Below are 12,530 nucleotides of genomic sequence, written 5' to 3'. Positions count from 1 at the left end.
CCCGCATGAACGAGCAGTCCACCCGAGCCGCGGCGCCCGCCGAGCAGTACGTCCTCATCCTGTCCTGCCCCGACAAGCAGGGCATCGTGCACGCCGTGTCGAGCTACCTCTTCATGACCGGCTGCAACATCGAGGACAGCCAGCAGTTCGGCGACCACGACACGGGTCTGTTCTTCATGCGCGTCCACTTCTCGGCGGAGGCGCCGGTGACGGTGGAGAAGCTGCGGGCCAGCTTCGCGGCGATCGGTGACGCCTTCCACATGGACTGGCAGATCCACCAGCCCGAGGAGAAGATGCGGGTCGTCCTCATGGTCAGCAAGTTCGGGCACTGCCTGAACGACCTGCTGTTCCGGGCCCGTATCGGCGCACTGCCGGTGGAGATCGCCGCCGTGGTCTCCAACCACACCGACTTCGCCGAGCTCGTGGCCTCGTACGACGTTCCCTTCCACCACATTCCGGTGACGCGGGAGAACAAGGCGGAGGCGGAGGCGCGGCTGCTGGAGCTGGTGCGTGAGCAGGGCGTGGAGCTCGTGGTGCTCGCCCGGTACATGCAGGTGCTCTCGGACGACCTCTGCAAGCAGCTCAGCGGGCGGATCATCAACATCCACCACTCGTTCCTGCCGAGCTTCAAGGGTGCGAAGCCGTATCACCAGGCGCATGCCCGGGGGGTCAAGCTGATCGGCGCGACCGCGCACTATGTGACGGCCGACCTCGACGAGGGGCCGATCATCGAGCAGGAGGTCGAGCGGGTCGGGCATGACGTGACGCCGGACCAGCTGGTCGCGATCGGGCGGGATGTGGAGTGCCAGGCGCTGGCGCGGGCGGTGAAGTGGCATGCGGAGCGGCGGATTCTGCTGAACGGGCGCCGGACGGTCGTGTTCGCCTAGGAGCCCGGGGGGCTCGGTCGCATGGGCGGCTGCGGGTGCGTGGGGGCCGTTCGCGCAGTTCCCCGCGCCCCTAAAAGCAGGCCGGTTCACTGGACGCACCTTCTAGGGGCGCGGGGAACTGCGCGACCAGCCACAACCGGCCCGCAGCCGCCGACGAACCCGCAACCCGCCCCTAGATGCGGCTCAGCGACGCGACCGCGAACAGTACGTCTCTGATCGCCTCCCGGTCACCCACCTGTCCTGCCGCCGCTTCCGCCGGAGGAACGTGGCCCGCGGCCAGTTGGCAGAACTCCACGCCGTCCAGTGCCACGTGCGCGACCTCGAGGTCCGCGGAGCCCACCGCCGCCGGGGAGTCCAGCGGGATCAGCCACTCGCCGCCACCCGAACCCTCGATCTCCAGCCGCAGGCTGCGCCCCGGCTCGCCCGCGGGGACGAGGTGGCGCCCATGGGCCGGCCCGGCCAACCCGGTGCGGCGCCGCACGGCCAGCACCGCGGGGAGCATGCGGGCGGCGAGGTCGATCATGCGGTTCAGATGGCGGGGGGACGGAGGGCCGTACGGGTAGTCGACCGCCTCGGCGATGTCCTCCGCGTGGACCCAGCACTCGAAGGCCCGGTCCAGCATGGCGTCGTGCAGGGGGAGTTCGAAGTCGCCGTACGCCACCGAGAGCTTGCCGGCACCGCCGCCGGTGAAGGAGACCGTGCGCACCAGGTCGTGGCTCTGTTCGCGCCAGGGGCCCCGGACGGAGCGGGTCGGCGGGAAGTGGGAGCCGCGCCAGAACGCCTCGGTGCGGGCCGCGGGGGTCGGTGAGCTCGTGGTGATGTCGCCGAGGGGGTCGTCCAGGCCGAGCGCGAGGGCGACGAGGCCGTCGACCGTGAGCAGGTGGGCGATGACGCCGGCGACCGTCGTGCGACGGCTGGTCGCCTCGTCGGCCTCGAACCAGCGCAGCCGCACGGGCGCGTGCCACTCGGCGTCGCCCATGTCCCGCAGCAGCGCGTCCAGACGTGCGGTCTCGGCGTCGTAGGGCGCCGCCCAGTCGGGCACCGGGATGCGCGGCGGGCGGCGGTCCAGGCAGCCCGCCAGGACGCGGGTGCGCAGTCCGGGGTCGAGGTCGAGGCTCTCCTGCGGGTGGAGCAGGCCGACCGCGCCGCGCAGCCGCAGCGCCTCGTCCGCGCAGGAGCCGCAGTCGCCGAGGTGCTCCTCGACGGCCGCCGTCTCCTCGGGTGAGCAGGCCGCCAGCGCCCAGGCGCCGAGGAGCGCCTTCAGTACGGGGTGCTCCAGGACGAGGGGCGGCGGGGGCGGTGGTGTCTCCAGCGGGGGCAGGGGGTGCCCGGTGTCCTCGACGGAGGCGCGCGGGAGCGGTATGCGGGGCGGTTCGGCGGCGGGGCCGGGGGTGGGACCGGCGCCGTCGGCCGGGCCGCCGGTGCCGTCGTCGCCCGGCGGGGGCGAGGGCTCGCCCTGCCGGTCCGCGCCGCTGCGGGACGCGTGCTGCTTGCCGTCCTGACCGTCCTGGCCGTTCTCCCCCTCCGGGCCTTCGTGCTCGTCGTACGCCTCGAAGCGGTTCGCCTCGTTCACGCCGCACCTCCGTAGCCGGGAGGCGCTCCGGGGGCGGCGCCGGTGTCGTGGGCCGTGGCGAGGAGCTGCAGGCCCAGGCGGAGTCGGCGGCGGGCCTCGTCCTCGGTGACTCCGAGGTCGGCGGCGGTCTGGCGGTAGTCGCGGCGCTGGAAGTACGCCAGCTCGAGGGCGGCGCGCAGCGGTGACGGCATGGACTGGACGATGTAGTCGGCGCGGGCGGCGACGGATGCGTGGCGGACCTTGCGCTCCAGTTCCTCGGTGGAGCCGCGGCCGCCCTGGGCGAGGGCCTCGGTCTCGGTGGCACGCAGGCGCTGCACGGCGAGGCGGTGGGTCAGTGTGGCGACCCAGGAGCGCAGGGGGCCCTGTTTGGGGTCGTAGGCGTCGGGGTGTTCCCAGACGTGGGCGAAGACCTCGCGGGTGATGCCGTCGGCGGCGTGCTCGTCGCCGAGCACGCGGTGGGCGAGGCCGTGCACGAGCGAGGCGAACCGGTCGTAGAGCTCGCCGAGGGCGGCCGCCTCACCGCGTGCGAGCCGCTGCTGCATCTTGCGGTCCCAGCGGGGAGGTGCGTCCTTCTTCGCCATGCCGCCCCCTCGCTGCCGTTCGCGACTCGTCAAGCCTGGACCCACCGTCTCCCCGAATGTAGTCGGCACGTCTGACAGCGCACGCCCCTTTGTAGCAATGTGCGCCCCTGGGGGAGCGGTCGGTGGTAGTGGACCTTCGTCTTCCTTCCACTCTGCGTCCATCCACGATCGAACAGGATCGAAGGCGGCTAAAACAAGCCTCTTCTGATCGGTTTCCGTTTCCTGGCTCGAGTTTCAGGGAACCGCCGCTGGGCAGCCGCGCTGCAAGGAAGCGTAGGAACGGCTTCCGTTTGCGGGCCGTTCCGGGAAGTCCCGGCGAGCGAAGGGCGTGGTGGTGGGGTTCAACGTGACCGGCGGCGAGCACGGCGACTGGGCCGTGCTCCATGTGTCGGGCGAACTGGATCTGGTGACGTCGCCGGTGCTGCGGCAGCGGGTGCACGACGTCGTGGCCGAGGGCCGCCACAGTCTTGTCCTCGATCTCTCCGAGGTCTTCTTCTGCGACTCCAGCGGCGTCGGCGTCCTCATCGCCTCCCGGCGCCTCATCCGCTCCTGCCAGGGGCAGCTGCGGCTGATACTGCCGGCCCAGGGCGCGGTGGACGGCTCCCACGTCAACAGGGTGCTGGGGGCGCTGGGGGTGCGGCGGCTGTTCGACGTCCACATGGACGTGGACTCGGCGACGGAGGACGAAGCGGGGCCCTTGTCTGCGTGAACCACAGCTGCCACCGCTTCTGCCACACCGTTGTCCCAAAATTCCCCCGGTCTTGGCACAACCGCCGCTTTCCCGCTCCCCGCCCCGCCCCGGCGTCGTACGCTCCGAACCAGATACACCCCACGTGACGTAAGGCGGCACGAGAAGACATGGTCAGCAGCGAGTACGAGCGCAGGATCGCCGGCCGGTTCGCCACCTTCGACCAGGACGGCAACGGCTACATCGACCGGGCGGACTTCAACGTGGCGGCCAAGGCGCTGCTCGCGGAGTTCGGTACGGCGGCACGGTCCGACAAGGGACAGGCCCTGTATGTCGGCGCCGAGGCGTTCTGGCAGGGCATGGCGGGCATCGCGGACCGGGACGGCGACCAGCGGATCACCCGCGAGGAGTTCGTGAACGGCGCGGTGAAGCAGCTGCGCGACAATCCCGACCGGTTCGCCGAGATCGCCCGTCCCTTCCTGCACGCGGCCCTCGCCGTCGCCGATCCGGACGGTGACGGATCGGCCACCGTCGAGGACACCGCGCGCGTGCTGCGCAGCCTCGGCGCGACGCAGGAGACCGCCGGCACCGCCGCCGCCGCGCTCGACACCGACGGTGACGGCAGGATCGGCGAGGAGGAGATCGTCGCCGCCTTCGCCCGCTACTTCACCGTCCCCGAATAGCGCTCCCGCAGCTTGTACTTGAGCACCTTCCGGAGCGTCTCGTTGCGCGGAAGGGCGTCCACCACCTCCAGCTGCTCCGGCAGCTTGTGGACCGAGAGCCCTTCCGCGCGGAGATAGGACGTCATCGCCGCCAGGGTCAGCTCCTCGGCCCCGGAGGGCTGTTCCACCACCGCGCACACCCGCTCCCCGCGCTCCTCGTCCGGCAGCCCGATCACCGCCACGTCCCCGACCGCCGGGTGCGCGGCCAGCAGGTCCTCGACCTCCTTCGCCGAGATGTTCTCGCCCTTGCGGATGATCACGTCCTTGAGCCGCCCGGTGAGCACCAGATGCCCGGTGTCCGTGAGCATTCCCAGGTCGCCGGTGCGCAGGAACCCGTCCTCGTCGAAGGCCTCCGCCGTCTGCCCGGCGTCCAGATACCCCTGGCACACGGCCTCCCCGCGCAGCCGCACCTCCCCGTCGACGATCCGTATCTCCATCCCCTCCGGCGGCCGCCCCTCGGTCGTCGCGAGGTTGTCCACGGTGTCGTCCGGTGAGCCCATGGTGATCATCGGTACCTCGGTCATGCCGTAGCCGTGCGTGAGCTGCACCCCCATCTCCCGCACCACCGCGTGGTACACCTCCGGCGGCTTGGGCGCACCGCCACCGGCCAGCAGCCGCAGGGTGGGTATCACCCTGGTCTCCGGCCGCTTGCGCTGCTCGGCCAGGAACATCGAGTAGAACGCGGTCGAGCCGCCCGCCACCGTCACCCCGTGCCGGCGGTACCCCTCCAGCGCGTCCGGCAGCGCGAACTGCTCGAACATCACCGCCGGGAAGCCGTACAGGAGCAGCATCACCGTGTAGTCGGGGCCGGCGATGTGGGCGTACGGGAAGGCCATCGAGCCCACGTCGTCGGGCCGCAGCCGCAGCGCGTGGGCCAGGCACGAGCCGCCCGCGATCAGCGAACGGTCCGTGTGCAGCACGCCCTTGGGGTCGGAGGTCGTGCCCGAGGTCCAGTAGATCCAGCGGACCGAGGTGCCCGAGGAGGGCGGCGCGGGCAGCAGACCGGGATCGCCGTCGGGCAGCCGGTCGTACGCCTCGAAGACGCCCTTCGCGCCGAGCCGCCGCGCCATCGCCGTGTGGTCGAAGCCCCGCCACTCGCCGGGTACCGCGAAGTACTCGGCCTTCGACTCCCTTAGCGCGAAGCCGACTTCGCGGTCCCGGTAGAACGGGATGACCGGCGACTGGACCGCGCCCAGGCGGGCCAGCGCGAAGGACAGCACCGCCGTCTCGATCCGCGTGGGCAGCTGCCAGGCGACCACCGTGCCGGGGCGTACGCCCATGTCGTACAGCCCCGCCGCCACCCGCTCGGCTCGCGCGTGCAGCTCCCCGAAGCTCAGGGAGCGGTCGTCCTGGAGGAGGACCGGGCGGTCGGGGGTGAGGCCGGCGCGGCGGGTGACCAGTTCCCACAGGGTGCGGGAGGAGCTCAGGGAGTGCGGGGTCTCGTTCATGGGTGCCCCCTGCTTGGCTGACGACTCGTCAGGTGACATGCTATCTGACGCTCCATCAGATCGTGCCTGTCACGTGAACACCGACCGGCGGAGGAGATCATGCCGACCGAACTGCCCCGCATCATCAGCGTCGACGACCATGTGATCGAGCCCGCGCACCTGTTCAAGACCTGGCTGCCCGCCAAGTACCAGGACCGCGGACCGCAGCCCCTCACCGCCGGGATCGGTGAACTCGCCTACGTAGCCGGCAAGTACCAGATCACGATGGACCCGCAAGGCCCGCCCACCGACTGGTGGATCTACGAGGACCTGAAGTTCCCGTACAAGCGCAACATCGCCGCCGTCGGCTTCGACCGCGACGAGATGACCCTGGAGGGCATCACCCGCGAGGACATGCGACGCGGCTGCTGGGACCCCGTCGCGCGGCTGAAGGACATGGATCTCAACCACGTCGAGGGCAGCCTGTGCTTCCCGACCTTCCCGCGCTTCTGCGGGCAGACCTTCGCCGAGGCGCACGACAAAGAGGTCGCGCTGGCCTGTGTGCGGGCCTACAACGACTGGATGGTCGAGGAGTGGTGCGGGGACAGCGGCGGACGGCTCATCCCGCTGTGCCTGATCCCCCTGTGGGATGTGGAGCTGGCGGTCGCGGAGATCCGGCGCAACGCCGCGCGCGGGGTGCGGGCCGTGACCTTCTCCGAGATCCCCACCTATCTCGGCCTGCCCTCCATCCACTCCGGCCACTGGGACCCGTTCTTCGCGGTTTGCCAGGAGACCGGCACGGTCGTCAACATGCACATCGGCAGCAGCTCCCAGATGCCGGCCGCCTCGCCCGACGCCCCGCCCGCCGTCCAGGCCGCGCTCAGCTTCAACAACGCCATGGCCTCGATGATGGACTTCCTCTTCAGCGGCGTGCTGGTGAAGTTCCCGCGGCTCAAACTCGCCTACAGCGAGGGCCAGATGGGCTGGATCCCGTACGCCCTGGAGCGCGCCGACGACGTGTGGGAGGAGCACCGCGCCTGGGGCGGGGTGCGCGACATCGTCCCGGAGCCGCCGTCGACGTACTACTACCGGCAGATCTTCTGCTGCTTCTTCCGCGACAAGCACGGCGTCGCCTCGCTGGACGTGGTGGGCCGTGACAACGCCACCTTCGAGACCGACTACCCGCACGTCGACTCGACCTTCCCGCACACCAAGGAGGTCGCTCTCGACCATGTGAAGGGCCTCGACGACGAGACCGTCTACAAGCTGATGCGCGGCAACGCCATCCGCATGCTCGGTCTCGACCTGGACCGGGACCGGGACCGGTAGGCGAGCCCGTGGACCTCTCCCACTCTCCCGAAGAGGAGGAGTTCCGGGCCCGGTTGAGGCAGTGGCTCGGCCGGGTGCTGCCCACGCTCCCGCCCAAGCCGTCCCCGGACGACTGGCCCGGGCGCCGCGCCTACGACATGGGCTGGCAGCGGATGCTGTACGACGCCGGGTACGCGGACGTGCACTGGGACGCCTCGCCGACCACACGGCTGATCTTCCTGGAGGAGACCGAGAAGGCGGGGGCGCCCTATGTGGGCGCGGGATTCGTCGGCCTGCTGCACGCCGGGCCCACGATCGCCGCGGAGGGCTCCGAGGAGCAGCGGGCGCGGTGGCTGGCGCCGATCCTGCGCGGCGAGGAGGTCTGGTGCCAGGGCTTCAGCGAGCCCGACGCCGGGTCCGACCTCGCCGCGCTGCGGACACGCGCGCGCAGGGACGGCGACGAGTACGTGGTGAGCGGGTCCAAGATCTGGACCTCGCACGCCGAGGTCGCCGACTGGTGCGAACTGCTGGTGCGCACCGACCCCGCGGCCGCGAAGCACCGGGGCATCACCTGGCTCGCCCTGCCCATGGACGCTCCGGGGATCACCGTACGGCCGCTGAGGACCCTCGCCGGGTCCGCCGAGTTCGCCGAGGTGTTCCTCGACGAGGTCCGGGTGCCGGTCGGCAACCGGGTCGGGGACGAGAACGACGGCTGGCGCGTGACCATGGTGACGCTGTCCTTCGAGCGCGGCACCGCCTTCGTGGGCGAAGTCGTCGCGTGCAGGCGCGTGTTGCGCGAACTCGCCGCTGAGGCGCGCAAGAACGGGCGGTGGGACGAGCCGGAACTCAGACGGCGGCTCGGGCGGCTGAATGCCGAGTTCCGGGCGCTGTGGCGGCTGACGCAGTGGAACGTGAGCGAGGCGGAGGCCTCCGGGGGAGTCCCCGGCGTGGGGGGTTCGGTTTTCAAACTGAGGTATTCGCAGGCGCGGCAGGAGCTCTACGACACCGCCGCCGATGTCCTCGGCCCCGACGCCCTCGACCTCGACCGGCCGTGGGTCCTGGACCGGCTGTCCTCGCTGTCGTACACCATCGCCGCCGGCACCTCGCAGATCCAGCAGAACATCGTGGCCGAACGGATCCTGGGGCTGCCGAAGGGGCGGTGACTGTTCCCGTGCGTTTCCAACTGACCGATGATCAACGTGCGTTGCGGGACGGGGTACGAGCGCTGCTGGCCCGGCGCTTCGACCGCGAGGCGCTGTGGGCCGCCGTCGACTCGCCCGGCCGCCTGGACCGGGCCCTGTGGCGGGAGCTGGGGGAGGCCGGCTTCTTCGCGCTCCGGGTGCCGGAGGGCGACGGAGGGGTCGGACTCGGGCTGCCCGAGGCCGTGTTGGCCTTCGAGGAGGCGGGGCGGGTGCTGCTGCCCGGGCCGCTGGTGGCCACCCATCTCGCGGCGGGCGCGGTGCCCGGGGCGGCCGACGGGTCGGTCGTCGTGGCGGGCGTGGACGGGGCGCTGGTGGAGTGGCTGGACGCCGCCGACGTCGTACGGGGAGATGCCGCCGGCGCTGTGGCGCTGCGGTCGGTCGATCCGCTGACGCCCTTGCACCGCACGCCCGCGGTCGCCGTGACCGATCCCGTCGCCGTGCTCCTCACCGCCGCCGAGCAGCTCGGCACCGCCACGCGCGCGTGCGAGCTGGCGGTGCAACACGCCCGGACGCGTGAGCAGTTCGGGCAGCCGATCGGGGCGTTCCAGGCCGTCAAGCATCTGTGCGCGCAGCTCCTGGTGCGGGCCGAGGTGGCCCGTGCGGCGGTCTACGCGGCCTCCGTCACCGGGGACCCGGCCGACATCGCCGCGGCCCGGCTGCTCGCCGACGAGGCCGCCGTACGCGGCGCCCGCGACTGCCTCCAGGTGCACGGAGGCATGGGCTTCACCTGGGAGTCCGAGGTGCATCTGCATCTGAAGCGGGCCTGGGTGCGGGCACAGCGTGGCGGCGGACGCACGGAGAGTGAGGAGCTGCTCGCGGCCGAGCTGGCAGCCTGACGAGGGCGTGGGCCGCGGAATCGGCGGGAGCGCTCCCGTGAATGTCGCGGATTGTGGCATACCGGAATTACGGAGCGTTGATATCGGGTTGTGTCCTATGCGTGACCCGTCACGGCCTGGAGTCGGGGAGCCGCTCCGGTACCTTCTGTGGGATGCGAGTGGTTCCGAGCACGAGCCGTGCCGGTGTTGCCTCTGTGGCGGCTCCGGATACGGAGGTGCGCGCCGCTTCCCGCACGGTCGGTGGGCCTTTGGCCGCCACCTGTTCGACTCCCCGCAACGAGCGTCGCACAGTATGCCACCCGGGTACTCCTTCGCGCTGGAATATGCCCGAAGCGCTTGTTGAGGTGACTGTACGTCAACCATGCTGTCTCGTAAGGGATTCACGTTCTGTGATCCCGGCTGTGGCTGTTGTTCTGGCCATGCAAAAAATGGCTACGATCGTGGCCCTCGTGAGGCGCGAGGCTATGTGTCTGCCGGTTCGGATGGTGTGAGCGGTGCAGGTGCTTCAAGTGCAGCTGGAGATCCGGCCCGACCCCGCTGAGGTGGGGCGAGCCCGGCGGTGGGCCCGTTCGCGGCTCGCCGGGTCCGGGATAGGGGCTGACGAGGGGCTTGCCGAGACGCTGATCCTGCTGGTGTCCGAACTGGTCACCAACGCCGTGGTGCACACCGGCTGTCCGGCCGTGCTGCGTCTGTCGCTGCCCTGTACCGCGGCCGAGCAGGCCACGGTGCGTCTCGAGGTGGCCGACGCCAGTGGCCGCGCCCCCGTGCCGCGCTGTGTCGACGGTGATGCCACGGGCGGACGCGGACTCGCCCTGGTCGACGGGCTCGCCGACCGGTGGGGCTGGAGCCCCGAAGGGGCCGGCAAGCGCATCTGGTGCGAACTCGACCGCTGTGCGGCGAAGGGCCGTGAAGGAGCGGCGCCCTTCGCGGGCGGTGCCGCGGCGTTCGAGGGGTACGAGGGACTGGCGTACGAGGCGGTCTGAGGCCGCTGTCCCGAGACGGTGCGATCGGCACGGTCGGCGCTCGGTCGCGGCATGCCCCTGTCCTCCCTGTCGACCGGCAGGTGGTGCGCCGTGATGTGCTTCCGTGCGCGCCCGTATCAAAGGGGGCGTAAGTCATAAATCCCCGAACAGGTGTTGACGCCGCGTGTCCGTTTGCTCACGCTTGTGGTCAGCGATTCGCCGCGAGGGGACGACGAGGGTTCCGGTGACGGGGGCCCTCGGCGAGTGTGGGTCGTGATTCGGCGCCGGGTTCCTTCAGGGCCGGGGGACGCGGGGCGGGTGCGCCGGAGTCGGACGGCGGAGTGCGATGCCGTGCTCGGGGCGGGCGTTGGGGCGCCGCCGTCCGACCTTGCCCGGATCCCTGGTGTCAGAGAATGGCGACCGGCGCCACCGGAGTGCCCGTCGCGCCGACGAACGGCTCGGGCATCGCCGACAGCAGGAACGTGTAGCGGCCCGCTTCTCCACAGGCTGTGGACAACTTTTCGAGATTCCAGTTCTGGCCCTGGAGCATCCCCATCTCCACGAGGTCGAGCGCGTGCACGGGCAGCCACAGATCCTCGATCTCGGGCGGAAATATCTCGAAGGTCAGCGTGTCGTTCGCGACCGCGGCGACATCGCGTGCGTGGAACCACTCCGGCGTACGGATCGACAGCCCCGGCGACGGATAGCCGTACGCGTGCTTGTCGCCCGCCAGATACGTCTGGATCTGCCCCGTCCGTACGAGCACGATGTCGCCGGCCCGCACGCGCGTGCCCGCGAGTTCCTCGGCGGCCTCCAGGTCCTCCGGTGTGACGGCGTGCCCGCCGTCCAGCCGGTCCGTGCCGCGTACGCGGGCCACGTCCAGCAGGACCCCGCGCGAGACGATGTGCCGCACCTTGTCGATGCCGCTGAACCGGGCGCCGCCGTGCGCGGTCACGGTGTCGGCGGGGCGGCCGTTGTAGAGCACGCCCGAGTGCGAGACGTGGGTGAGCGCGTCCCAGTGCGTGGCCGCCTGAAGGCCCATCGTCACGGTGTCGTCGCTGCACGCGACCGTGCCCGGGCCGAAGATCTCCTGGTTGATCTGCACCATCGCGTGCAGGGGGTTGACCCGGCCCGGTATCAGTCCCGTCTGCACACCGTCCTCCTTCAGCGGGAGGGAGAGCGGGACACGGTGGCCGGACCTGACCTCCGCCGCGGCCCCGCGGACGACCTCGTCGGTGATCAGGTTCAGGGTGCCGATCTCGTCGTCGGCCCCCCAACGGCCCCAGTTGTTCACGCGCTTGGCGATGTCGTGAAACGCCGGATGCATCGCGGGCAGTGGCATCGGTGCTCCCCCGGGGCTTGTCTACGGGTGTCTGACGGGACATAAAATCTAACGGTCCGTCAGAAACCGCGGGAAGGGGCCGGGCATGGGGAACTTCTTGGCAGGCAAGGTGGTCGCCGTGACGGGGGCGGGACGCGGGATCGGGCGGGCGGTGGCGCTCTGCGCGGCGGCCGAGGGGGCATCCGTCGTCGTCAACGACTACGGGGTATCGGTGGACGGCGGGTCGCCGACGAGCGAGGTCGCCTCGGGCGTGGTCAAGGAGATCGAGTCGGCCGGCGGGGAGGCCGTCGCGGTCGCCGACGACGTGTCGACCATGGCGGGGGGACAGCGGGTCGTCGACGTGGCCCTGTCGTCGTACGGGCGGCTGGACGGCGTCGTGTGCGTAGCCGGGATCCTGCGCGAGCGGATGCTGTTCAACATGACCGAGGAGGAGTGGGATCCGGTCGTCGCCACCCACCTCAAGGGCACCTTCACCGTGTTCCGGGCCGCGTCCGCCGTCATGCGGAAACAGCGGACCGGGACCCTGATCGGGTTCACCAGCGGAAACCACCAAGGGTCCGTCTCGCAGGCCAACTACAGCGCCGCGAAGGGCGGCATCATCTCGCTGGTCCGGAGTGCGGCGCTGGGGCTGAACAAGTACGGGGTGACCGCGAACGCGGTGGCGCCGGTGGCGCGTACGCGGATGTCCGCCGGGGTGCCGATGGAGCTGGCGGAGATCGGGGAGCCGGAGGATGTGGCCGCACTCGTCGTGTATCTGCTGTCGGAGCGGGCCCGGGAGGTCACCGGGCAGGTCTACACGGTCGCCGGGCCGAAGATCGCGGTGTGGGCGCAGCCGAGGGAGCTGCGCTCGGCGTATGCCTCCGGCGGTTGGACGCCGGAAACGATCGCGGAGTTTTTGCCGGGGTCCGTGGGGGTGGACCCGATGCCGATGCTGGAGCGGCTTGCCGCCATGGAGAGGGCCGCGCGTGAGGGGGAACGTCCTAACGCCTAGTGGGGTGCGCG

At 71.0% G+C, this 12,530-nt stretch carries 12 protein-coding genes; 8 read left to right on the top strand and 4 right to left on the bottom strand.

What is annotated here, in order from left to right; translation table 11 throughout:
• The first annotated feature begins 5 nt into the window (after positions 1-5).
• Entirely contained in the window at positions 6-887 is an 882-nt protein-coding gene (gene purU, locus OG381_RS21740; protein ID WP_327717744.1) for a formyltetrahydrofolate deformylase, read from the top strand.
• Positions 888-1,059: 172 nt separating this feature from the next.
• Here the strand turns inward: purU and OG381_RS21735 are convergent, their stop codons facing one another.
• Together OG381_RS21735 and OG381_RS21730 are read right to left on the bottom strand one after the other, a co-directional pair.
• Complete coding sequence (locus tag OG381_RS21735; RefSeq protein ID WP_327717743.1) at positions 1,060-2,460, bottom strand: zf-HC2 domain-containing protein; 1,401 nt, start codon at positions 2,458-2,460, stop codon at positions 1,060-1,062.
• On the bottom strand, positions 2,457-3,041 hold the full coding sequence (locus tag OG381_RS21730; RefSeq protein ID WP_327717742.1) for a sigma-70 family RNA polymerase sigma factor: 585 nt from the start codon (positions 3,039-3,041) through the stop codon (positions 2,457-2,459). The genes OG381_RS21735 and OG381_RS21730 overlap by 4 nt, the downstream gene beginning before the upstream one ends.
• Before the next feature lie 328 nt (positions 3,042-3,369).
• On the opposite strand from OG381_RS21730, the gene OG381_RS21725 reads away from it, so the two are divergent.
• Together OG381_RS21725 and OG381_RS21720 are read left to right on the top strand one after the other, a co-directional pair.
• A complete protein-coding gene (locus tag OG381_RS21725) occupies positions 3,370-3,750 on the top strand; it encodes an STAS domain-containing protein (protein WP_327717741.1) in 381 nt (126 codons plus the stop codon).
• Positions 3,751-3,899: 149 nt separating this feature from the next.
• Positions 3,900-4,412, top strand: a complete 513-nt coding sequence (locus OG381_RS21720; RefSeq protein ID WP_327717740.1) for an EF-hand domain-containing protein — start codon at positions 3,900-3,902, stop codon at positions 4,410-4,412.
• On the opposite strand, the gene OG381_RS21715 is transcribed toward OG381_RS21720, so the two are convergent.
• Positions 4,391-5,899: a class I adenylate-forming enzyme family protein gene (locus OG381_RS21715; protein WP_327717738.1), complete on the bottom strand. Its 1,509-nt coding sequence runs from the start codon at positions 5,897-5,899 to the stop codon at positions 4,391-4,393. The genes OG381_RS21720 and OG381_RS21715 overlap by 22 nt on opposite strands.
• 99 nt (positions 5,900-5,998) lie before the next feature.
• On the opposite strand from OG381_RS21715, the gene OG381_RS21710 reads away from it, so the two are divergent.
• The 4 genes from OG381_RS21710 (at position 5,999) to OG381_RS21695 (ending at position 10,207) form a co-directional block, all read left to right on the top strand.
• Positions 5,999-7,207, top strand: a complete 1,209-nt coding sequence (locus OG381_RS21710) for an amidohydrolase family protein (protein WP_327717737.1) — start codon at positions 5,999-6,001, stop codon at positions 7,205-7,207.
• A gap of 8 nt (positions 7,208-7,215) precedes the next feature.
• Positions 7,216-8,349 carry an acyl-CoA dehydrogenase family protein gene (locus OG381_RS21705; RefSeq protein WP_327717736.1) on the top strand — a complete coding sequence of 378 codons (1,134 nt, stop codon included), beginning with the start codon at positions 7,216-7,218 and terminating at the stop codon, positions 8,347-8,349.
• An 8-nt stretch (positions 8,350-8,357) separates the two neighbouring features.
• On the top strand, positions 8,358-9,224 hold the full coding sequence (locus OG381_RS21700) for an acyl-CoA dehydrogenase family protein (protein ID WP_327722524.1): 867 nt from the start codon (positions 8,358-8,360) through the stop codon (positions 9,222-9,224).
• A 509-nt stretch (positions 9,225-9,733) separates the two neighbouring features.
• Positions 9,734-10,207: an ATP-binding protein gene (locus tag OG381_RS21695; protein WP_327722523.1), complete on the top strand. Its 474-nt coding sequence runs from the start codon at positions 9,734-9,736 to the stop codon at positions 10,205-10,207.
• A gap of 385 nt (positions 10,208-10,592) precedes the next feature.
• On the opposite strand, the gene OG381_RS21690 is transcribed toward OG381_RS21695, so the two are convergent.
• A complete protein-coding gene (locus OG381_RS21690) occupies positions 10,593-11,528 on the bottom strand; it encodes a cyclase family protein (protein ID WP_327717735.1) in 936 nt (311 codons plus the stop codon).
• An 85-nt stretch (positions 11,529-11,613) separates the two neighbouring features.
• Between OG381_RS21690 and OG381_RS21685 the strand changes: the two genes are divergently transcribed.
• Entirely contained in the window at positions 11,614-12,519 is a 906-nt protein-coding gene (locus tag OG381_RS21685; protein WP_327717734.1) for an SDR family oxidoreductase, read from the top strand.
• Positions 12,520-12,530: the final 11 nt, after the last annotated feature.

It is taken from the genome of Streptomyces sp. NBC_00490 (assembly GCF_036013645.1).
In the GTDB taxonomy this organism is placed as follows: domain Bacteria; phylum Actinomycetota; class Actinomycetes; order Streptomycetales; family Streptomycetaceae; genus Streptomyces; species Streptomyces canus_F.
This window is presented reverse-complemented; position numbering and strand designations above follow the sequence as displayed.